Annotated in this window: 20 protein-coding genes and 1 tRNA gene; 1 reads left to right on the top strand and 20 read right to left on the bottom strand. The window is 37.1% G+C overall.

The window, feature by feature from the left end; all coding sequences use genetic code 11:
• Nucleotides 1–3: 3 nt before the first annotated feature.
• From LKD20_RS00460 to recG, 14 genes are all read right to left on the bottom strand, one after another.
• Nucleotides 4–1,101: an N-acetylmuramoyl-L-alanine amidase family protein gene (locus LKD20_RS00460; RefSeq protein ID WP_105089284.1), complete on the bottom strand. Its 1,098-nt coding sequence runs from the start codon at nt 1,099–1,101 to the stop codon at nt 4–6.
• A gap of 245 nt (nt 1,102–1,346) precedes the next feature.
• Nucleotides 1,347–2,291, bottom strand: a complete 945-nt coding sequence (locus LKD20_RS00455) for a ComEC/Rec2 family competence protein (protein ID WP_227720316.1) — start codon at nt 2,289–2,291, stop codon at nt 1,347–1,349.
• Nucleotides 2,292–2,293: 2 nt separating this feature from the next.
• Nucleotides 2,294–3,865, bottom strand: a complete 1,572-nt coding sequence (locus tag LKD20_RS00450; RefSeq protein WP_227720314.1) for an NAD(P)H-hydrate dehydratase — start codon at nt 3,863–3,865, stop codon at nt 2,294–2,296.
• 1 nt (nt 3,866) lies between these two features.
• A complete protein-coding gene (gene acpS, locus LKD20_RS00445; RefSeq protein WP_024066570.1) occupies nt 3,867–4,238 on the bottom strand; it encodes a holo-ACP synthase in 372 nt (123 codons plus the stop codon).
• Nucleotides 4,239–4,306: 68 nt separating this feature from the next.
• Nucleotides 4,307–5,098 carry a hypothetical protein gene (locus LKD20_RS00440; protein ID WP_227720308.1) on the bottom strand — a complete coding sequence of 264 codons (792 nt, stop codon included), beginning with the start codon at nt 5,096–5,098 and terminating at the stop codon, nt 4,307–4,309.
• 103 nt (nt 5,099–5,201) lie between these two features.
• Nucleotides 5,202–5,285: transfer RNA gene (locus LKD20_RS00435), tRNA-Leu, on the bottom strand.
• 54 nt (nt 5,286–5,339) lie between these two features.
• Nucleotides 5,340–6,101: a 5'/3'-nucleotidase SurE gene (gene surE / locus LKD20_RS00430; protein WP_227720306.1), complete on the bottom strand. Its 762-nt coding sequence runs from the start codon at nt 6,099–6,101 to the stop codon at nt 5,340–5,342.
• Nucleotides 6,102–6,118: 17 nt separating this feature from the next.
• Nucleotides 6,119–7,381, bottom strand: coding sequence for a glycosyltransferase family 2 protein (locus LKD20_RS00425; RefSeq protein ID WP_105085711.1), 1,263 nt, complete (start codon nt 7,379–7,381; stop codon nt 6,119–6,121).
• A 19-nt stretch (nt 7,382–7,400) separates the two neighbouring features.
• Entirely contained in the window at nt 7,401–8,072 is a 672-nt protein-coding gene (pssA, locus tag LKD20_RS00420) for a CDP-diacylglycerol--serine O-phosphatidyltransferase (RefSeq protein ID WP_024066566.1), read from the bottom strand.
• On the bottom strand, nt 8,065–8,706 hold the full coding sequence (locus LKD20_RS00415) for a phosphatidylserine decarboxylase family protein (RefSeq protein ID WP_060924257.1): 642 nt from the start codon (nt 8,704–8,706) through the stop codon (nt 8,065–8,067). Before LKD20_RS00415 ends, pssA begins: the two co-directional genes overlap by 8 nt.
• A gap of 14 nt (nt 8,707–8,720) precedes the next feature.
• A complete protein-coding gene (locus LKD20_RS00410) occupies nt 8,721–9,443 on the bottom strand; it encodes a WecB/TagA/CpsF family glycosyltransferase (RefSeq protein WP_227720298.1) in 723 nt (240 codons plus the stop codon).
• Nucleotides 9,444–9,458: 15 nt separating this feature from the next.
• Nucleotides 9,459–10,913, bottom strand: a complete 1,455-nt coding sequence (guaB, locus tag LKD20_RS00405) for an IMP dehydrogenase (RefSeq protein ID WP_227720296.1) — start codon at nt 10,911–10,913, stop codon at nt 9,459–9,461.
• A gap of 75 nt (nt 10,914–10,988) precedes the next feature.
• Nucleotides 10,989–11,174 carry a 4-oxalocrotonate tautomerase gene (locus LKD20_RS00400; RefSeq protein ID WP_060924254.1) on the bottom strand — a complete coding sequence of 62 codons (186 nt, stop codon included), beginning with the start codon at nt 11,172–11,174 and terminating at the stop codon, nt 10,989–10,991.
• Nucleotides 11,175–11,305: 131 nt separating this feature from the next.
• A complete protein-coding gene (gene recG, locus LKD20_RS00395) occupies nt 11,306–13,348 on the bottom strand; it encodes an ATP-dependent DNA helicase RecG (RefSeq protein ID WP_227720289.1) in 2,043 nt (680 codons plus the stop codon).
• A 223-nt stretch (nt 13,349–13,571) separates the two neighbouring features.
• On the opposite strand from recG, the gene rpmB reads away from it, so the two are divergent.
• Nucleotides 13,572–13,760: a 50S ribosomal protein L28 gene (gene rpmB, locus LKD20_RS00390; protein WP_005386334.1), complete on the top strand. Its 189-nt coding sequence runs from the start codon at nt 13,572–13,574 to the stop codon at nt 13,758–13,760.
• 105 nt (nt 13,761–13,865) lie between these two features.
• On the opposite strand, the gene LKD20_RS00385 is transcribed toward rpmB, so the two are convergent.
• The 6 genes from LKD20_RS00385 to tyrS all read right to left on the bottom strand — a co-directional run bounded on the left by LKD20_RS00385 (nt 13,866) and on the right by tyrS (nt 23,603).
• Nucleotides 13,866–14,855, bottom strand: a complete 990-nt coding sequence (locus tag LKD20_RS00385; RefSeq protein WP_227720286.1) for a deoxyguanosinetriphosphate triphosphohydrolase — start codon at nt 14,853–14,855, stop codon at nt 13,866–13,868.
• Nucleotides 14,852–15,673 carry a pyruvate, water dikinase regulatory protein gene (locus LKD20_RS00380; RefSeq protein ID WP_005386331.1) on the bottom strand — a complete coding sequence of 274 codons (822 nt, stop codon included), beginning with the start codon at nt 15,671–15,673 and terminating at the stop codon, nt 14,852–14,854. The genes LKD20_RS00385 and LKD20_RS00380 overlap by 4 nt, the downstream gene beginning before the upstream one ends.
• Before the next feature lie 10 nt (nt 15,674–15,683).
• Nucleotides 15,684–16,313 (bottom strand): helix-turn-helix transcriptional regulator, encoded by a 630-nt coding sequence (locus LKD20_RS00375; protein WP_227720277.1) that lies wholly within the window; start codon nt 16,311–16,313, stop codon nt 15,684–15,686.
• Nucleotides 16,314–16,411: 98 nt separating this feature from the next.
• Nucleotides 16,412–18,793: a phosphoenolpyruvate synthase gene (gene ppsA / locus LKD20_RS00370; RefSeq protein WP_227720267.1), complete on the bottom strand. Its 2,382-nt coding sequence runs from the start codon at nt 18,791–18,793 to the stop codon at nt 16,412–16,414.
• A 2,766-nt stretch (nt 18,794–21,559) separates the two neighbouring features.
• The gene (locus LKD20_RS00365) at nt 21,560–22,177 is read right to left on the bottom strand and encodes an NUDIX hydrolase (RefSeq protein WP_227720265.1); all 618 of its coding nucleotides are present in this window, start codon (nt 22,175–22,177) and stop codon (nt 21,560–21,562) included.
• Between the two features lie 217 nt (nt 22,178–22,394).
• Complete coding sequence (tyrS, locus tag LKD20_RS00360; protein WP_227720263.1) at nt 22,395–23,603, bottom strand: tyrosine--tRNA ligase; 1,209 nt, start codon at nt 23,601–23,603, stop codon at nt 22,395–22,397.
• Nucleotides 23,604–23,682: the final 79 nt, after the last annotated feature.

Below are 23,682 nucleotides of genomic sequence, written 5' to 3'. Positions count from 1 at the left end.
CGATTAACCTCCAAAGTAACTAGCAATACCATTGGCAATGCGATTTGCAAAGTCTTCTTGTGTTTGAGGAGATTGCAATACACGTTCTTCATTAGGGTTGGAAATAAAACCAAGCTCTACAAGAACTGCAGGCATGTTAGAATGTCTCAACACATATAAGTTACCTTCTTGAATGCCACGGTCACCATTGAAACCTGGAACACTAGCAATTTGAGATTGTACCTTTTGTGCTAATCGAGCATCATTGCCTGTTTTACTATAGTAGTATGTTGCAATACCACCAACACTTGGGTTGTTGAATGCGTTAATATGCACACTGATGAGCGCATCAGAATTGCTACGGTTTGCTACGTTAACACGAGCACCCAATTCATCAACACCACTTGCATTAGGACCGTATACGTCTACGTCTGTAGTACGAGTCATAAGCACTTTAGCGCCACGATTTTCTAGAGCTTTTTTCAAGTACATAGAAATCGGTAGTGTAATATTTTTCTCTTGTACACCATGCGGCCCAACGGCACCAGAGTCACTACCACCATGACCTGGGTCAATCGTAATTGTTTTACCAGATAGACCACCGCTAATAGAATAATTACCGGATCCTGTTGGCATATTTTTCGCAGGATGTGCAGAAGGAGATGGACGTTTGCCATAATAAGCAGGTTTAGGTGCCACACCTTTTTTCTGTACATCTACAACGATGCGATACGGTTTCTGATTAACCGTATCTTTCTTTAGGGAAAATACCTTTACATCACTCGTATCGATAGATGAAGGTGTCTTGATTGTTACCTTCACATCTCTGCCATCTTCTGTGAGTCTAGCAGAACTAGCTATGCTAGAGTCCATATTGATATTCGCTTTAGCAGTTTTTAGCTTTGTGTTCTTTAAGGTAACAGTCGTCGTTTTCCCATCTTTGCTAATCGATGCAGACGCTTTTACCGGTGCTGACAAATCCATAACCATACGAACATATGGTACCGGTGCATCAGTTCGTGTCACCCATCGAGCATCTTCAAGATTAGCTGCCTTTGCTTGAGTCAAGAATAGTGGTATCGCCATCAAGACAGCAAGGCACATAAAAAATAGTTTACGCAATACATTCACTCCAATCTAACTGACATACGTAGTGTCCAAACCATAGAGATGAGTCGATGATATCTTTGTGAATCAAAGTCTCATCGTTCCAATCTATCCATAAACTAATGTTAGATTATAGATAGATTATTTCATACAAACATGAAGATTAGTATGCCGATTATACATATTACTATATAAAGTCTTTATACAGTACACACAAAAATTAGTTGCTTAAAATTATTTTTTGTGCTATGCAATCGACGCTAACGTTCAGTTGTAATTTGCCATTCATTCCCATCCGTACTAATGTGAATACGTCCCATCGTATCTGTACGGTAAATGGCAATATTGTTCTCCTGCAACCGACGTAATGTTACATCGTGAGGATGACCATAACTATTATACATGCCATTTGAAATTAATGCACTTTCTGGTTTAATAGATTTCAAAAAATCTTCAGAGCTACTTGTGCGAGAACCGTGGTGACCTACCTTAAGAACACGGGCAAACAGTCTAGAGTTCTGCTCTTTTATGAGTTTTTTCTCTTCTTGTAATTCTGCATCACCAGTAAAGAGCATAGAGAATTTACCAAAAATTAATTTACCTACAATAGAGTTATTATTAAGATCTGGCGCTCCTTTTTTATCTGTTAAAGGTTCAGTCCAAGGTGCATATACAACAAATACCGCTCCATGACCAAAATCCACTATATCACCACTACGCAATGTAGACCGTTGGATTTTATTTTTATCAATCCATTTTTCATAGGTTTTATACATATTATTATCAACAGAAATACCATCATCATACACATGTTCAATAGGCATAGCTTTTGCGATGGCATAGAAACCACCCATATGATCAGCATGAGGATGTGTGATAATTACATTTTTTAGCTTTGTAACACCCATAGATTTTAACTGTGCCACAATGTTCTCACGATGCTCTATATCACCTGTATCGATCATACTATATTCATCGCCGACCTTAAGTAATATGGCATCGCCTTGACCAATATCTAGCATATATACATCTAGATGACCTTCAGGATTCGTCTGCTTCGTATCAATTGAATAGCCTTCATTTACACTAGTGCTATTCTGAGATGCTGCATTAGCTACATCTTTATTCGTGCATCCCGCAATAGCAAAGATTGGAATACATAGCACTAACAAAAAGGCTATAAATCGCTGTATTTTATTTGTCATTCTTATTCTCCCAATAATTCACTAATGACACAACCTATCGATGTACTTACATCACTAGGTGTATACCCCCAAGTTTTAGTATCACTTAGTATATCTGCACTTCGGCTATGTACATAGACACCTAAAATTGCACCATCTTGTAAGGAATAACCTTGGCTAATAAAACCTGCAATAATACCTGTTAATACATCCCCCATTCCGCCAGTTCCCATACCAGCATTTCCAATAGTATTAACGTATACTGTACCATCAGGTAGTGCCACAACAGAAGGAATTCCTTTTAGCAATAATACAACTTGATGTGCTTTAGCAAATGCTCGAGCCAGTGTAATATAATGACGTTCAATCCATTTTATTGGTAAATCTATAAGTCTACTAAATTCACCTAAATGAGGTGTCATTACACAGTATGGCAGATTTTTTTGCACCTTATATACGGACTCAATATGGCCATCGCGCAAAGCATCTTTATCTACAGACCCTACATGCCCCAATGCATATAACGCATCTGCATCAATGACGAGAGCGCCTTCACAGGAATCAATAACTTGATTTACTACATCTGGAATATCTGTAGTGCGCCCCAAACCTGGCCCAATAGCAACTACTTGACGTCCGTCATAAAGGGATTCATTTTCATCGATAGATGTTACCATTACTTCCGGTATGATACGACCTTGCACAACTTGTTTAATTGTATCTGGAACGCCTAATGTAACCTTACCGGCTCCACTGTGAACAGCAGCTTCTGCGGCCAACATAGGGGCTCCCACCATATCACTAGATCCACCGACGATTAATGTATTCCCATTTACACCTTTATGTGCCATAGGAACCCGATAATTAATTAGCGTTTCTGCTAAATCCGAATCAATCGTTATAGTACTATCTCGATCAACTAATACGTGTTGCCAAGGTGCTCCTAGCGGTGCAACAATAGCTGTGCCCCCTATGGCCTTACCAGGATATAACAATAAACCTTGTTTAATAGCTCCAAAGGTAACCGTATAATCATAAGTCAATGTTCCCTCTGAAATTTGACCAGAAGAAGCATCTAGCCCTGCAGGTACATCAATAGCCCACAAATCAAAATTATATTGACTACGCATAGTATCAATATCATGCAAAACATCGATGGTTAAATCCCGCAATCGGCCTGTTAAGCCTGTGCCCATAATGCCTTCTACAGCAATAGCCACATTAGACCAATCATTGAATTCGTCATACGTATCAATGATACCCCCCATGGCTTCACATCTTTCAAGTTGCACTGCAAAGAGGTCACTACACTTGCTCGTATCACCAACAAGTACAATTTGTACAGGTACGCCTTGTTCTAATAGATGACGAGCGGCTACAAGACCATCTGCCCCATTATTTCCTGTACCACAGATAAATAGTACAAAACTATTGATAGAACGTGCATTATCTAAGGAAAACAAGTCATATTGTCCCCACAAAGCATCCACAATGCCACGTCCTGCATTTTCCATTAAAATTTCTAAAGAGACACCTAATTGCTTAGGTACTTCTTGATCTATATATCGAGCATCTTCCGTTGTTAATATTTGCATCTTATGCTCCTTCAAGTATAACTGTACTCATTGCATATGCTTTGCAATGACTAATCGACACATGTGTATCCGTATAGCCTAATGTTTCATAAATATCTTTAAAAGTATCTTGTAATCGAATTAAGGGAGCCCCTAATTCATCATGACCAATTTCTATATCTTGCCACGATCCATGACGCATTCCCGTACCTAATGCTTTAATGAAAGCCTCTTTAGCGGCATATATACCGGCATAAGACTCGTAACGCCCCTTATTTCGGCTTTCACAATAATCAATTTCATGAGGCGTATATACACGGTCGCGAAATGATTGAGATTTCTCTAAAGCTTGACGGATGCGGTCAATTTCTATAATATCATTCCCTAATTTCATAATAACTCCTACATTACCCTAACATTTATATTATACACTCTTAAAGTGGATAAAAACATAGATAAAATCTAGGCATTTACAGAGAATGGCAATGTGGCTAGACTGTAAATTTCTACCTTACCTTTACGGTTAACCGCCACGTACATCTGACCATTACGGTAATCCATATCCTCTACTTCCATTCCTGAAGTATAAGGGCTTATATTCTTTACTACACCTTCATCATCAACGAAAACGAAGGTCGTTAAGGTTGTAAAAATAGTGTTACCATTAGCAGCATAAGCACCATTATTATTTAAGTCAGTATGCTCTGCATCAATCTTATACGTTTTTACCTTATTAAAATTTAAATCATAGTAATTAATAGTACGATGAGAATTTGTTAAAGGCACAATCGACACATATTCATTACGGTCTTTATCAAAGGCAAAATTAAATACCTTTTCTTTCAATTTAATAGGCGCTTCAACAATCATACTATTAGCTTCAATAGGTGTAACAATATATCCATCTACAACAGCATTAGTAGTATAGTAACGATTGTTATTCGGATTATAGGTTAACGTATTCATATGACCTAATAAACGTTTTTGACTATACTCATACTTAGCAGCCACTTGCAACGTTGTAGGATTAATTTCATAAATAATTTGCTTTGTATTATCAGCATTTATACATGCAAGGACAAATACATCTTTTTTTGAGTTATAACAAAAGCCTTGGCACTGATTAACAGAACTATCTAATGGTATCTCCGCCAATCGTGTTAACGGTAAAGGCATTTGGACAGCACTTACAGGTTGTGCAAGCTTTGGTATATCAAAGACATTAGCAATATAATCAATCATACCTTGATCCATATTATCACCTCAAGCGAACAAAAATGTATATAATTGTATATTAATTCACAAATATAAATATATAAAAAATAGGCGGTAAGACAAAAGTCTTACCGCCTAAAGTTGGTGCCGGAGGTGGGACTTGAACCCACACGGTGTTACCCGCTTGATTTTGAGTCAAGTGCGTCTGCCATTCCGCCACTCCGGCGTCTCGGAACATTTGTTATTATACAGATATCCCAAAACAATGTCAACACATTTTTTATATTTTATCTAAAATATTTTTAACCGTTTCCATACCGATGTCACATTGTTGCTTCCACGTAAGAGCTACACCTGTTATATAGCCTTTACGAGCATATTCCACATCAGTGGGAACACTTTCAGCACCATAATCTAGCTCGCCTGCCAGCCAATAGTAATCCTGCCCTCTTGAATTAATGCGAGCATCGATAATATTGCTATAAGTCTGCAAACCTTGACTAACCATTTTAAAATGGTCCCAATCGCAAACACCGCGTAATGGGAAGTTTACATTTAATAGGCCATCAAATTGACCTTTTACATAAATCTTTTCAATCAATTCATGGATAAAGGGATGCATTTCATCACCGCGCTCAGTAGAATAGCGCTCTACAGATAATGCCAAGCCTGGAATGCCATAAAAACAACTTTCCATAGCAGCAGATACAGTACCAGAATATAGCACATCTGAGCCCAGATTAAAGCCATGATTAATACCTGAAATCACAAGATCAGGCATATCATCACTCAATAAATAACTAAGACCAAACTTCATGCAATCAGAAGGAGTTCCCGTTAGAGCATAAAGGCGAGGATTTTCATCCTCGCCATTGTACGCGTCTAATTTTAAAGGAATCTCAGTCGTCAATGCATGGGATTTAGCACTTTGCTCATTTGCAGGTGCTACAACGGTAATTCGATAATATTGACTTAAGTACGATGCAAGACGGCGTAAACCATCTGCTAAAATACCATCATCATTACACATTAAAATATGCATAGTCACTCCTACAGATTCTATTTTTTATTCTTATTCATATTGCCCATACGTGTTAATTTCACATCATTCAAACCAACAGCTCGCGTATGAACTGTATGAGACCATTCCTTATTATGACGGCGGAACCAACCTAAAATATTTACAGGAACCCAAGAGTATACAAAAATTGGATATAACAAATAGTAGAACCAAATTTTAGGTGGAACCTTAATTTTTAACAACACAATAAGTGGGAACAAATATTGACCAATACCGATAATTTGCCATACAGACATCGGCATAATTTGATACAAAATATTTGTATAAATTGGCACATATGCATTGATATATGAAAATACTAAATATATAGTTGTCAACAACAAGAAATAAGGCTGACTAACTTGTAAAATGCCATCTAGGATAACGATATTTCCTTGTTTAATGCCTGCGGCAAATAATTTAGGAATATATCGATCCGCACAGTCAAATTGACCTTGTGCCCAACGTAAACGTTGTTTACAAGAAGCCATCATAGTCGTAACTTTTTCATCATACACAATGGCATCGTGAGCCCAAGTAGTTTTAAGACCATGTGTTAATAGCTTCATAGAGAATTCCATATCCTCAGTTAAGCTATTACAATCCCAGCCATATTCACGGATGATAGATGTACGTATACACATACCAGTACCACCTAGTGCAGTGGACAGGCCAATGCGGTATTTTGCCAAATGCCACATATGATTAACCATCCAAAACATGATGGAAAATGTACCCGCAACCCAAGAATCTGTTGGGTTTTTAGAGTTCAAATAACCTTGAATTACAGACTCACCTTTTTCAAGATGATCATTCATTTCTAACATAAATTGTGGATGTACTAAATTATCGGCATCAAAGATAAGAAAGGCATCATATTTCCGATCCATTTTTTCCACACGATCAAACATCCATCCCATGGCATAGCCTTTGCCTACTTCTTCTTTATTGAATCGTTCATGTACATTGGCACCTGCAGCACTTGCTACCTCAGCAGTCTTATCTGTACAGTTATCGGCAACAACAAAGATATCGTACAACTCATCAGGGTAGTCCAAACTACGTAAGTTTTTTACTAACTCACCAACTACAGCTTCCTCATTATGAGCACATACAACGATAGCAAAGGAATTTTTAGGGGTATAGTTTTTATGTACTCGAGACCGCCACATACCAATTACGGCGAGCACAAAATAATAAACCGTATAAATTACGATTATTACCTGCATAGGGATCAATATCAGATCCAGTAGGTAATTCATACTATTATCCTCCACACACTTATTTACGCACTATATTTAACGCCCCATTAACAAGGCCAAATACTACATAACCAGCAAAGATCATTACTGCCCATGTATGCCAATCATATACGAGACAAGCTATGACAAAAATAGCAGTTAGTACAATGGAAAGTTTATTAATATAGATTGCAGTTTTACCTTTGAAGTCTGGGTATTTTACTTCACTAACCATTAAGAAGCCTACACCAATCATGCAAACTACTAATACAAATTGAGGAACCTCTACACCACTCAATACGTAGGTAGCCGCCAAGCAACCTGCAGCCGGAATTGGCAATCCTTCAAAGTAACCATGAACTTCTTCGGTTTTAATGTTAAAGCGAGCAAGACGGAATGCGCCCAATACAGCAAATACTAATAATGGTACATAGGCAATCCATCCCAAACCATAAAGCTCTTTCATATATAACATATAAGCTGGTGCTACACCAAAGCCTACAACATCTGATAAAGAGTCTAATTCACGACCCATAGGTCCTGCCACACCTAAAGCTCTTGCTACACGACCATCTAAACCATCAGCAACTAAGGACAATAGTACGCAGATAGCAGCATAGAAGGTATTCCCTGTGGCAGAGAATGTGATACCTAGAACACCAAAAGCTAAATTAGCACTGGTAAACAAATTTGGAATAATAGATTTATTCATGACGCAACCTCCCGATAACAGTATCTCCACCTGTAATATGTTGACCTTTTTCCACGAACAACTCTACATCCTTATCCATGTAGATTTCAGTACAAGAACCGAATTTAATCATCCCGTACAATTGGCCGCGTTCAAGCACGCTATCAAGGTCTGTCCAAGATACGATACGACGCGCTAAAAGGCCTGCAATTTGTGTTACCAATACGGAAGTACGATCATTTTCAATACAAATAGTATGACGTTCATTTTCAAAACCTACACTATCTTTAAAAGCAGGCAAGAAACTGCCCATTGTGTAGTGACGGTATGTAATTTTACCATCAATAGGCGCACGATTAGCATGTACGTCAAAAACAGATAAGAAAATAGTTACTTTTTTACACTCTTTATGTAAGTAAATATCTTCGTATACATCAGAAATATCCATAATTTTACCATCCGCTGGAGATAAAATTAAATCTGGATCTTGAGGGATTACACGTTTAGGATTTCTAAAGAAATTGACGAAAAATAATGCCAGAATAAATGAAATAATCGCAATTACATAATGTCCTAAAAATCCTAATACCACCGCGATAATGAGCATAGCCCCTATCAGTGGAAACCCTTCCTTAATTATTGGTCCTGTAGGCACGATTCAACACTCCTCTATTTATTTCTAATAACGGTCCACATAAACTTTGGAATAGCCAACATGCGGCCAATCCGTTGAGGTTCTAAATATAATCGATACAACCATTCGAGACGATTGCGTTGCATCCATTCTGGAGCCCGAGGAATATTACCTGCCAACACATCAAAGGAACCACCTATGCCGATAGCAACAACGCCATCCAGGTGACTCAATTTTTCTGAAATCCATTGTTCTTGCTTTGGTACGCCTAAGGCAACAAAGACTAATTTTGCCTTAGACTCACTAATAGCTTTAACGATTTCTTGTTCCTCTGTGCTATCGAAGAATCCATCATGAATCCCTGCTATATGTAACGGTCCAACTTGGGCAGATAAATTATCAATTGCTCGTTGAGCAACACCAGGTGCTGCCCCTAAGCAGTATACAGGAATTTGCCGTTCAGCCGCAACTTTAAATAATCGTTTAGTTACGTCTACACCAGTTACGCGTTCAGGAACATGTTCACCTTGACGCTCTGCAGCCCACAAAATGCCAGCCCCGTCAGGAACGACGAGACTAGCATTATTCAATATGGTGTGCAATGTAGGGTTTTCATTTGCCAACATAACCATTTCTGCATTAGCCGTGGCTACTAAATGTAGTCCCGGCTCTTCAGTTAATTGTAAAATACGTTGGACAGCCTCATCCATTGTTACACAATCGATAGGCACAGATAAAACAGAAATACGTTTATTCAATGTAATACTCCATTATCAACCACTATAATTTGGTGCTTCAACGGTAATGCTTACATCATGCGGATGACTTTCTTTTAAACCAGCCGCTGTAATTTGAATGAATTGAGTATTTTCAATCATTTCTTGGATGTTATGACATCCGCAATACCCCATACTTGCACGCAAACCACCAACCATTTGGAAAATTGTATCAGCCAACATACCTTTATAAGGCACGCGACCTTCAATACCTTCAGGAACTAATTTCTTAGCTTCAGTTTGGAAATAACGATCTTTACTACCAAGTTTCATAGCACCTAGACTACCCATGCCACGGTATACTTTATAGGAACGACCTTGGTAAATCACTGTTTCTCCTGGACTTTCATCAGTACCAGCTAAAATATTCCCCATCATGACTACATTAGCACCAGCAGCAATAGCCTTAGCAATATCGCCAGAATATTTAATACCCCCATCAGCGATGATAGGAATGCCATAGCGACGACCTACTTGAGCAGACTCGTAAACAGCAGTAATTTGAGGTACCCCAATACCTGCAATAACGCGAGTTGTACAAATAGAACCAGGTCCAATACCAACCTTAACAGCATCAGCACCAGCTTCAATAAGAGCCTCTGTACCAGCTGCAGTAGCAACATTGCCTGCAATAACAGGAATATGAGGATAAGCTTGTTTAATTTCTTTCAATGTACGTAGTACGCCTGCAGAATGCCCATGTGCTGTATCTACAATGATTACATCAGCCTTTGCAGATACAAGTGCATCAAGACGATCATATAAATCTTTAGACACACCAACAGCAGCACCAACTAATAGGCGGCCACTACCATCTTTAGCTGAATTTGGATATTTTGTCGCTTTTTCAATATCTTTTATAGTAATTAATCCTTTTAAGTTTCCATCATCATCTACAAGAGGTAATTTTTCAATGCGATGTTCACTTAAAATTGCTTTCGCTTCTTCAAGAGATGTACCTTCTGGTGCAGTAACAAGGGAATCCTTTGTCATGCAGTCTCCGATTTGGCGAGTTAAATCAGTTTCAAAACGCATATCGCGATTTGTAATGATCCCTACTAGTTTACCATGTTCTGTGATAGGTACACCAGAAATTTTATATTTTTCCATAATTTCTGCTGCATCAGATAGTAAATTTTGAGGGCTTAAGAAAATAGGATCGACGATAACACCATGTTCAGAGCGCTTTACTTTGTCAACTTCATGGGCTTGTTCTTCAATAGACATATTTTTATGGATAACACCAAGGCCACCTTCACGAGCCATAGCAATAGCCATACGGGATTCAGTAACTGTATCCATCCCAGAACTAATCATAGGGATATTCAATGTAATGTCACGAGTTAATTGAGTTTTTAACTCTACTTGATGTGGTAGCACATCAGAAGCCGCTGGTACTAACAAAACATCATCAAAAGTTAGTCCACGCATACCGAATTTATCGTCTCTCATATTTAATTCCTTTCCGTATAATAAAACAAAACTACGACCCGCCTAGTCCATCTGGACTAGGCGGTCAGTCGTAGCTTAGCGTTCAGACCGCAAAATGCCGCCTTCCATATAATCATCTTTTTTCATATCTACGAAGATAATCTTTACTGCGTCAGCAGGTACATTAACGATATCAACCGCAGCTTTAGTGATAGCTTCACCTAATTGTTTTTTTTGTTCTTTTGTGCGCCCTTCAACGAGCTCTACATGAATAAGTGGCATATTGACCTCCATAGATGAAAATGAAATAAATTTGTTTGTTCTATTATACGGTATGAGGAACAGATACACAAGGGAAAACCCCAGATAAAATCTAATATTATCGCTACTTATGTACTTATTATTCCTACCTCTTAATTATACAATATTCTAAGAAATTTTTCACCAAATCTTTTTTCTAATTCTTCTTTCATTACAGATTCAAGTTTTTCCATTCCATATTGACTTCCAAACTCTAGTACATCCTTGCGAGCCTGTACCAATATTTCAATATCTTTAATAATATTAGCAACCCGCAAATCAGGTAATCCTGATTGAGCTAATCCAAATAATTGGCCAGAACCGCGAAGCAGTAAATCTTGCTCTGCTAGTTCAAAGCCATCCTGAGTCTGTTCCATCAATTTTAATCGCTCTTGGCTCACATCATTTTTAGAATCACTCACAAGAATGCAATAAGATTGATGAGATCCACGACCTACACGGCCACGTAACTGATGCAATTGAGATAGGCCAAAACGTTCTGCCCCTTCAATACACATAATTGTCGCATTAGGCACATTAACACCAACCTCGATAACGGTAGTGGAAACGAGCAATGAAATCTCACCCTTATGAAAGGCATTCATCACTTCATCCTTTTCACTTGGTTTCATGCGCCCGTGTACAAGACCAACTTCATAAGCCTTGTAAAAGTACTCTTTTAACTCCAGATACAATTCCTCAGCAGCTTGTAAATCTAACTTTTCAGATTCTTCAACAAGTGGGCATACTACATAAACTTGACGACCTTCTGCCATCTCCTTGCCAAAGAATGTTCTTAATCGTTCCTTATACGAACTATCTACAGCATAGGTTTTGACAGGTTTGCGTCCCGGTGGCATTTCTTTGATTAAGGATACTGCTAAATCACCATACACAGATAATGTCATGGTTCGTGGAATTGGTGTAGCTGTCATGATGAGCACATGAGGATATGTCCCCTTTTGTTGCAATCGTGCCCGCTGCTCCACACCAAAGCGATGTTGTTCATCAATGATAACAAGACCTAAATTATGGAAGTTAACACCTTCTTGAATAAGCGCATGGGTACCGATGATCATATTAATTGATCCGTCAGCTAAACCTTCATAGATACGTTCTTTTTCTTTTCTTGTAGTGGATCCCGTTAATAATTCAATGGTAATACCTAAATTACAGCACACCTCTGTTATACCTTCATAGTGTTGGGCAGCCAATATCTCAGTAGGAGCCATCAATGCCCCTTGGTACCCATTCTCGATGGCTTTCAATAAACTCAACGTAGCTACAACCGTTTTACCGGAACCTACATCACCTTGCAATAATCGTTGCATAGGCCGTTCATCTTCCATATCGATACGAATGTCTTCTAATGCACGCTGTTGATCACCTGTTAAGGAGAACGGTAAATTTTCTATACACTGAGCCATTAAGTCTCCATTGGGACCCATCTTAGGACCTTTATGACATTGTTCTTTATTTCGTAACAATGCCAATCCAGATTGCATGACAAACAACTCCTCATAAGCTAGTTGGTGACGCGCCTCTTCATATCGCTCTGAAGACTCTGGGAAATGCATCATTTTAAATGCATCATAACGAGTCATATATTGATGTGCTTCACGAACTTCAGCAGGCAAAATTTCTGGCAACGTATGATTAGCTGCAAACCAATTACGTACCGATGAGCGCACCACAAATTGAGATACCCCATCTGCAAGAGCATAAATGGGAACGATACCACGATCAGGTTCTCCACCGTCTCCCAAATTTTCTATTTGGGGTGTATTCATTTGCATAGACCCATATTGGAACTCTGCTTTACCATACGCATATAGACGCTGCCCTTTTTTATAAAAGTTCTTCTTATACCCTTGGTTAAATAGCACAATCTTTAAAGGACCTGTACCATCTGCAATGACTACTTCTAAAATAGATAATCGAGGGCGAGGACGTTTCTCTTGAACTGCTATAACATTACCTACTACTCCACCAGTCATGCCAGATTTTAAATCACCAATTCTATAAATCGTACGGCGGTCTTCATAGGTTCTTGGGAAATACGTTAACAAGGATGTTATATTGGTAATTCCCAACTTATGTAATTGTTTCTCTCGACCAGGACCTATCCCCTTTATGGTCGTCAACCGTTCATCCATAGAAACTCCTTTAAATATACGATAAACACATGAGATATATCCAATTTCTGTATATCCTTGTGTAAAAGCCCACTCATATCATAGAATATGATATATAGTATACCTTATATTGTAGTATATTTCATAAAAAGAGCAATATGTACGATAAAAACACTTGCTTTACGCTACTCTTTATGATAATATACTTTTGTTATGTTATAGATTAAGCTTGGAGGTGGAAACTATGGCAAACCTTTGCGAAGTATGTGGCAAATCCACATCTAGCGGTATGAACGTGAGTCACTCTCACATTCGCACAAGAAAAACTTGGAAACCGAACATTCAAAGAGTACGGGCGGTTGTAGACGGTGCTACTAAAAAAGTAAACGTATGCACTCGCTGCCTTCGTTCTAATAAAATTACACGCGCGTAAAATAAAAAGTACATGTACTCTTTGGGGTTCTAGAGCCCCAAAAAAAGCAGTTAGTTCATTTGAACTAACTGCTTTTTTTGTTATCTATGTACCTATTACTAAAAGTTACAAGGTAATATTTGGAATGTAATACTGTTTAAATAGCTTAATAGCATATTGATCTGTTAAGCCTGCTACATAATCTACTACATCACGGGTAGAATAAAACTCTCTTGTACTTTCACAGCCCTCCATATCGTCAGGATGTTCCATAAAGTGAGTAAATAAGTTTTTCACCACATGAGATGCCTTATTTCGATCAGGAATTAAAGCCGGCGCCAAATAAACATTTTTAAACATAAATTGACGGAATAGATTCATGGTCATCTCTATATCACTAGACATAGAAATAACAGGTTTATCTAAAGACTCTCGCACCATATCTTCAACCATGGCAGTAATCATACTAGAAGGAGTCATACCAAAATGCTCTCGCACTTCAAAAGGTAATTCCTCAGCCGTCAACATACCAGCGCGCTGTGCATCATCAAAATCATGACACAAATAGGCAATGCGGTCTACAATACGAATAATTTGACCTTCCAAAGTGACAGGGATACGTGCCCCTGTATGGCCTAAAATACCATCACGTACAGCAGTGGTTAAATTGAGGCCTTGGTGGTCACCATGCTTTTCTAAGACTTCCACCATTCGCAAGCTTTGCTCATTATGATTGAAATGCCCTACCATGTCGCGCAACGCATATTCACCGACGTGACCAAATGGGGTATGTCCCACATCATGACCCATAGCGATAGCTTCTACTAAATCTTCATTTAGTCGCAACGCACGAGCCACTGTACGACCTATTTGTCCTACCTCAAGGGTATGGGTCATGCGCGTACGATAATGGTCACCTGGCGCAATATAAACTTGGGTCTTATGCTTTAGCCGCCTAAAACATTTACTGTGAATAATGCGGTCTCGATCACGTTGAAAGGCAGTTCTAAGTGGATCGGGTGCTTCCTCTAAATCACGGATGGCATCACGGCTTTTTGCAGCATAAGGAGAGAGGAATAATGCCTCCCTCTCCTCTATTTGTTCCCGTATATTCATTTACCCTCCGATGCACGGTTTTTATCGATCAATTGCATAACTAGAGATGCTGTTTCTTCGATAGATTTATTAGAAACATCTAGCACTTGGCAATGTAAGCGACGCATAATAGCTTTTGCATATTCTAATTCAGATTGAATACGCTCAATAGAAGCATAATTTGCTTCGTCTTCAAGACCGATAGCACGCAAACGTTCACTACGAATATTATTTAATTTGAATGGGTCAATGATAAGGCCTACGATTTTTTTTGCTGGAATTTTAAATAATTCTTCTGGTAATGGTACCTCAGGTACTAATGGCAAATTGGCAGCTTTAATCTTTTTGTACGCCAAGAACATAGACAATGGTGTCTTACTTGTTCTAGATACACCAATAATAACTACATCGGCCTTTTCAAAGCCAGATGGATTTTTACCATCGTCATATTTTACGGCAAATTCAATGGCTTCTACCTTTTTGAAGTATTCTTGGTCAAGCTTATGAACCATACCAGCTGTCATACGAGGCTTTGTGGATGCAACAGTACCTACAGCATCGAGAACTGGGCCCATAATATCTACAGCAGGAATATTGTATTCCGCCACTTTTTCATGAAGATATTTACGTAAAGTCTCAGATACGATGGTATGACAAATAACATGATTACCACGTTTTGCATCTGCTATAACTTCATCAATTTGGCTTTCACTATCAATATAAGGAATACGAACAATTTCAATTTGTTCCTTATCATATTGACTCGCCGTAGCTCTTGCTACAGCCTCTGCGGTCTCCCCAAGGGAGTCCGATATTGCATAAATAATTTTTTCTGCCATTCTATCAACCTCAATGTATGCTACATTCTAAAAATACTTTCGCTACCGTCGTTTTAGATACGCGGCCTACAACCTTTAGACGTTTCTTGTTTTCCACATCCTCGCGAACGATAACAGGTAAACAATCTACTTCATAATCTATCATCTTCTGTGCAGCCTCTACTAATGTATCCGTAGGCTCCACTGTTATAACCTTGCTCACAGGGGTCATAATCATAGATATAGGCATTGTGTGCGAATCTGTTTGCCCCATAGAGGCACGCAACAAGTCCTTACGGGATACTACACCTACTAAATAGGAATCATCACACACTAGAATAGTCCCTACATCTTCAGTAAATATAGTAACAATCGTATCATACAAACTTGTATCCCCATTGACTACAACGGCTTGAGATAATACATCACTTACCAGAAATGATTTTAATCGCTCCGCCGTTTGTGTTTCTTTTGAAAGTCCCACATAGTAGTAACCTACATTCGGACGCGCATCTAAAACACCTAGCATAGTTAACACCGATAAATCTGAACGTAATGCAGATCTAGTAACCTCTAAATGTTCAGCAATAGCACTGCCCGTTACAGGCCCTTCTTCACGAACGATTTGAGCAATTTGTTCTTGTCGTTTCGACAGTTTCACACGGTAACCCCCTTTCATCTCTGTTTGTATTATATCCTAACTTACCATTCAGAAAAAGAGGAGACCTACGGGCCTCCTCTTTCAATATTACTATATGATTACCAAGTTAAGTCATCAGTTTCTTGACGACCACGACCAGTCATAGCATCGAGCATAATTCTTTGTTCGATTTGAGCCACCATTTTCTTAGTGCTCACAACAGCATCTGGGTTAACAGAAATGGAGTCGATACCGCTCTTCACAAGGAATTCGCAAAGTTCAGGGTATACACTTGGCGCTTGACCACAGATGGATACAGTTTTACCATCTTTGTGAGCCACTTCGATGAGATGGCGAATCGCTCTACGAACTGCTAGATTTCGTTCATCATAGATATGTTGAACTGTTTCATTATCACGGTCACAACCGAGAACGAGCATAGTCAAATCGTTAGAACCGATGGAGTAACCATCTACATATTTATTGAATTGATCAGCTAAGATAATATTTGCTGGAATTTCAGCCATGAGCCAGATTTTGAAATCTTTACCGCGCACAAGGCCTTCTTGAGCCATCAAATTAGTTACTAATTCAGCTTCCTCTACAGTACGGCAGAAAGGAATCATAACTTGCAAGTTTTTGAAACCAAATTCATTGCGTACTTTTTTGATTGCTTCTAATTCTAATTTGAAAGCAGGTGTATATTTTGGATCATAGTAACGGGCTGCACCACGCCAGCCAAGTAATGCACTGGATTCATGTGGTTCATATTTGTCGCCACCGTTAAGATCACGGTATTCGCTAGATTTGAAGTCGCTCAAACGAACTACTACTTGGCGAGGAGCTAAAGCTTGACACACTTTACGCATACCTTCTGCCAATGTATTAACTGCAAAGTCACTGCGACCAGTTTCGATAAGGTGTAATGGGTGTTCGTGAATGAAAGTAGTCCAAATAAACTCTTCACGCATTAGACCGATACCATCACATGGCAACACACCATGTTTTTCAGCTAAATCAGGATTGCCTAAATTCATGTAAATCTTAGTGCCTGTTACAGGAACATATTCAGTTGCAACACTTGCAGTAGCTTGTGCTTCTGGCTTTTTAACGATATCTTCCAATACGCCATCGTATACGATACCATTTGTAGCATCCACAGTAATCATTTGACCATCTTTAATAGATGTTGTCGCTTCATGACTACGGCTCTTAGTACCTACGATACAAGGAATACCAAGCTCACGGCTAACGATAGACGCATGACAAGTCATACCACCAGCATCTGTAACGATTGCTTTTGCTTTTTTCATCGCTGGTACCCAGTCAGGAGCAGTCATAGCAGTGACAAGGATTTCTCCTTCTTTGAATTCATCAATATCCTCAGGGTTGATGATAACATGAGCTTTACCTGCTGCATTACCAGGGGATGCTGGCAAACCTTTAACGATAATATCACGATTGCCTGTATCTAATGTGCTAGGTTTTTCAGTTGTTTTTGGCTTTTCTTTACGGGACCATACTGTTTCTGGACGCGCTTGTAAAATCCAAATCTTATCATTGCGTTCGTCTACGCCCCATTCCATATCCATGTAGCAACCATAGTGTTTTTCGATTGCTTTAGCATATTCAGCAAGTTCCAATACTTGAGCATCTGTAATAACTTGCTTTTTAGCTTCATCTGGTGGTACAACTTCTTCAACACAGTCGCCATCAGCTTTACGAACTAAACGGATATGTTTGTCATTGATCATGCGATCAGTAATTTCCATTTTCGCTTTATCTACATGGAAATTATCTGGTGTAACTGTACCTTGTACAACGTACTCACCAAGGCCCCAAGAACCTTCGATAAGGATGTTGTTATCGTTGCCTGTTACGAGGTCAACAGTGAACATTACACCAGCTGCTTTAGAGAATACCATCATTTGAACAGCAGCACTCAATGCTACTGTCATATGATCAAAACCTTGTTTTACACGGTAATATGTTGCACGGTCTGTGAAAGTAGATGCGTAGCATTCTTTTACTTTTTCGATGATAACGTCAGCACCACGTACATTTAAATATGTATCTTGTTGGCCTGCAAAGCTTGCATCTGGCAAATCTTCTGCTGTTGCACTAGAACGAACTGCTACGAATGGATTTTCTTCGTTTACTTTTTTACCAAGTTCTTCATAAGCATGACGGATAGCATTTGCCAACTCTTTAGGCATTTCTTCTTCGCAAATCATGCGGCGAATTTTAGCACATACTTCACGCAATAATGCAGAATTTTCTACATCATCTAACGCATCAAGTTCAGCGCGAATTTTATCTTCCAAACCTGTTGCTTTCATAAACTCACGATAACCATGAGCAGTTGTAGCAAAGCCATAAGGTACAGGTACATTAGTGGAGGACGTCAATTCCCCTAAAGAAGAAGACTTACCACCAACTAAATTAACATCTTCACGTTTTAATTCATCAAACCAAAGTACGTATGCTGTTTCGCGATTCATGTGAGAACCTCCTAGTCAATTAGTGCAACACATTAAACCTTTTACACATAAATAGTATACCTTATTTTATAATCTGTCAATTTTTATAAGCATTAAAATACTAATTAAACTAAATAGAAACTAAAAAAGATGATTGCCTAATATAAGACAATCATCTTTTAAATCATAAGCATTAATATTTAATAGTAATCTCTAATGTACAGTATAAGATAAATATTATTACTGTAGTAAATAGAAATATGAGTTTGTTAATTTGTGTCAGATGATATAAGGTAAAAAATTCTAATATACAAGTATAGAATATAACTATATTACCTAATAAGCCCACAACATTCCACATGAGAAAGCTCCAATTACTGTCATCGAGATAATCTAAACTCAAAAAATAGGATTGTAAATTAAGTTTAATACTAGCAAATAAGAAACATAGTCCCATAAAGTAAAGTGATATTATTATCATCTTTTTCAGGGATACGGAACACCAGAACCGATACAAAATCCATAATAATAAAATGGCTATGATTAATCTCAGTAAAATAGTTATATAATCAATACAAAAAATTACTATAGTACTAAAGTATGAAAGTATCTCAACATCATTAATAATTGGTGCTATGTGAAGAACATCAACACCTATATCACCCAAAACAAGTCGTAACAGTACCCAAGATACAGAATATAAACCTAAAGCACCTTTTAAACTTGTAGTTTCAATGACTTGGCTAATTCCAACAGATTGAGGACGTATAAAGAGATTAATAAAGGTTTGTAACATTATAATTCCTTTCAAGTTGGATTTAAGAAATTGCTTGAATAATTATATTCTGAAGTTCTGTAACACCTAGAAGTACTACAATAACAAATATAGCTATACCCAAACTATTAACTTTTGTAAGTTTATATAACAATACAATAAAAAGAAACGCAATATAAATTTCTGATATACTTGCTATAAATTTTAAAGAATCATATATCGTCTGAGCCCAGAATGGACTATATACATATAAATACTGAATTGGATACAATAGAAACAATCTTATAAAATCAGGAATTTGTTGTAAACAGGTTAATATTAAAGATACCTTTAATAGTTTTGTAAATTTTACCTCTGTCCAAATATTAAAATTAGCCCAACAAAGGAATGCTATAAAAATACTTATGAAGATAATACTACAAAAGTTAAGAATATAAGGGAATAAACTAAAACCTATATATTGATCTATGGCCAAAGGATACATTACTTTCCAATACTTAACATGTCCACCTACGAGCATTATTAATAAGTGGTTTATAAACCATATCATTAAAAAGAATGAACACAAAGACTTAATGGTTTCATTTTCCATTATGTAATTTGCACCAATTGAAATAGGCTTAAATATTAATAAATTTAAGGATTTTCTCATAAAACAATTCTTTCTATTACTCCAGATTATTCAGCAGATCGAGGACGTATAAAGAGATTAATAAAGGTTTGTAACATTATAATTCCTTTCAAGTTGGAGTTAAGACATTGATTTAATAATTATATTCTGAAGTTGTGCAATACCTATAAATACAACAATAGCAAATAAAGTTATAGCAAACCTATTAACTTTTGTTAGTTTATATAACAATACAATAAAGAGAAACATAATATATATCTCTGATAAATTAAATATTGTCTTTAAAGAATCCAATGCAATTTTCGTCCAGTATGGACTATGCAAAGATAAAAAGTGTACTAAATACAAAAAAATAGATCTTATAATACTAGGGATTTGCTGTAAGCAAGATATTATTAAAGATACCTTAAATAATTTAGTAAAATTTATCTCAGTCCAAAGGTTAAAATTAGCCCAACATAAGCACGCCATCAAAAGACTAACGACTATACTAATAATAAAATCGAAAATATAGGGAAACAAGTTAAATCCAATATATCTATCCAGTGATAAACTAAACAAAAAATTCGAATACTTTACGTACCCACCATGTAGGACTACTAATATACTATTTATAAGCCAAAATAGAGTAAAAGTAGTAAATAAAGATTTAATAGTTCCGTTTTCAATTATATTATTTGCACCAATAGAAATTGGTCTAAATATTAATAAAGCTAAAAATTTAATCATAAAAATAACTCTTTCTTTTATTCTAGGTTGTGATTACAGATATAGCGCCTAATACGTTCAGTTTTATCTTCAGATGGGAAAATCTTTAATAAAACTTATATATTATTAAGATTAATAAAGAAAATATCCATATTCCCAATAAAGGTTTTAAATATTTTATTACAATTATACGCATATAAGATTATAGAAAATATAAGCTAATGTAATACTAAAAATAATAAGAAAAGTTATTCTTTCTACTTTGTAGGATTTTTTATATGTTCCATAAACAACATCATTAAGCCAAGGAAATAATATCCCAATTAGACAAAAAAACAAAATAATCAAAGAGTTGAAAATATAGTCCGGCATTTCAATTAGTTTACTTAAAATTGCATCTACTAAATTATTTATTAGCATTCATATTACCTATTTTTATAGACATTACCATCTTCACTAAATTGATTTTATTTAGCAGCATAAGCAAAATCACTATTAGCTTTGAACCACTATTACCTTCTATATTATTTTACATAGCTAAGTCCATATTCAAAATATGAATAAAACAGCGTAAAATTAGTGAATAATGATTTAAAAGTTTCATTTTCAATTATACAATTTGCATCAATAGAAGTTGTTCAAATCATTAGTAACCATGGAACAAATTCAGGTTTCATTTAGCTTCCTTATATATATCTAAAAAGTTTTTCAGCACTCGACCCGTTAGTCCCCATATGGTGTATTGTTCATAGGGATAGAAATAGACCGAGTAGTTTTGTCTAATTTTCCAGTCAATGTTATAGCCTTCTAGTAAATGAAATGGAAAGTCTTTCAATGGTCTTGTGGCTATATCTAGATGACCTACGGTAGGTTCCATATCTAGCAGATATTGTAAAGGCACGGTAAATACTTCTCCTACTTCATCAGGATTTGGTTTTAAGTCTTTTGTATGTAACCGTACTGCAACGGTATATAATTTTACCCCAATGGCAGATACTAAACAGTCTAAATTGCCAAGTAGTTCTATTTGGTCTAAATCTATACCTAATTCTTCAGAGCATTCACGCATGGCAGCATGAGCACCGCTTTTATCATTAGGTTCACAATGACCTCCTGGAAAGCTAATCTCCCCTGGCTGACGGCGTAGCTTATTACTGCGCACAGTAAAGACTACGTGATTTTCCCCATCCACTTCTAATAATGGAACCGCTACTGCCGCAGTAATAACATCGATATCAGTGAGAACAGTATGTTTTCTTTGTTTTAAAAAGTTGCTCAATTTCTTATCCATATAAGGTCCTCTTACTTTATAGTAAATTTTATACGATATCTGTATAAATGTTTTATGTATCAAATTTGTATTTTATATTTATCTTTTATATTCATTATACATTAACTTGTAAGTCAATTTTTGGGGTTACTATTAGTAGATACAATAGATAAAATCTTATAGACAAAATAGGCAGAAAAAAACTGTGATGAAATTTCTATCTCATCACAGTTTTATATTAGTTAAATTTAATTTTTACGAATTTACGTTTACCTACTTGAATGATCATGCCATCTTCAAGAGTAAGATTTTCTTCGCTGTATTTTTCACCGTTTACTTTGAAAGCACCCGCTTTAATGGAGCGACGTGCTTCACCATTAGAGGCAGTCAAACCAGCATCTGTACAGAATTGTGGCACAAAGATTGGTTCAGTTGGCGCATCCATAGCGTATTCAGGAATATCTGTAGGCAACGCACGTTGTTGGAATACGCGTTTGAATTCTTCTTCTGCTTCTAGAGCAGCATCTTCACCATGGTACAAACGAACGATAGTACGAGCTAATTGCATTTTAGCATCACGTGGATGTAATTCACCACTTTCAAGACGTTTTTCCATGTCTTCTTGTTCTTCAATTGGCATATCTGTAACGAGCATGAAGTAGCGCAGCATCAATTCATCTGGAATGGACATAGCTTTACCGTACATTTCTTTAGGTTCTTCGTCGATACCGATGTAGTTACCTAAAGATTTACTCATTTTTTGAACCCCATCAAGGCCTTCAAGCAATGGCATTGTGATAACAACTTGTGGTTCTTGACCTTCTAATTCTTGTAAATGACGACCCATTAACAAGTTGAAAGTTTGGTCTGTACCACCAAATTCAACATCAGCATGTAAAGCAACAGAATCTTGACCTTGCATCAATGGATACATAAATTCATGAACACCGATAGCACGGCCTTCTTTGAAACGTTTATTGAAATCATCACGTTCCATCATACGTGCTACAGTGTAAGAACTTGCCAAGCGAAGCACATCGGCAAAATTCATGGTTTCAAGCCATTCACTGTTGTCACGAACGATAGTTTTTTCAGGATCCAATACTTTGAAGATTTGTGTTTTATAAGTTTCAGCATTTTTCAATACTTCTTCTTTTGTAAGTGGTGGACGAGTTACACTTTTACCAGTAGGATCACCAATACGTGCTGTGAAACCACCGATAACGATCACTACTTGATGACCAAATTCTTGGAACAAACGTAGTTTGCGAAGTGGTACTGTATGACCCAAATGAATATCTGGAGCTGTTGGGTCTAAACCTAGTTTAACAACTAGTGGTTTATTTTCCTTAATGGATTTTACTATTTTCTTTACAAGATCTTGTTCGTTAATTAAATCTGCTACGCCGTGTTTAATTTGGCGCACTTGTTCTTGAGCACAAACCATGATAATCCTCCTCGAAATACTATTGTTTTAGTATACCATTATCTAAAAACTTTCACAATTACATATATAGTATTGGTTT

The sequence above is a fragment of the Veillonella fallax genome, from assembly GCF_020687175.1.
In the GTDB taxonomy this organism is placed as follows: Bacteria; Bacillota; Negativicutes; order Veillonellales; family Veillonellaceae; genus Veillonella; species Veillonella fallax.
Note: the sequence above shows the minus strand (reverse complement) of the source record. Positions and strands in the feature narration are given on the sequence as shown.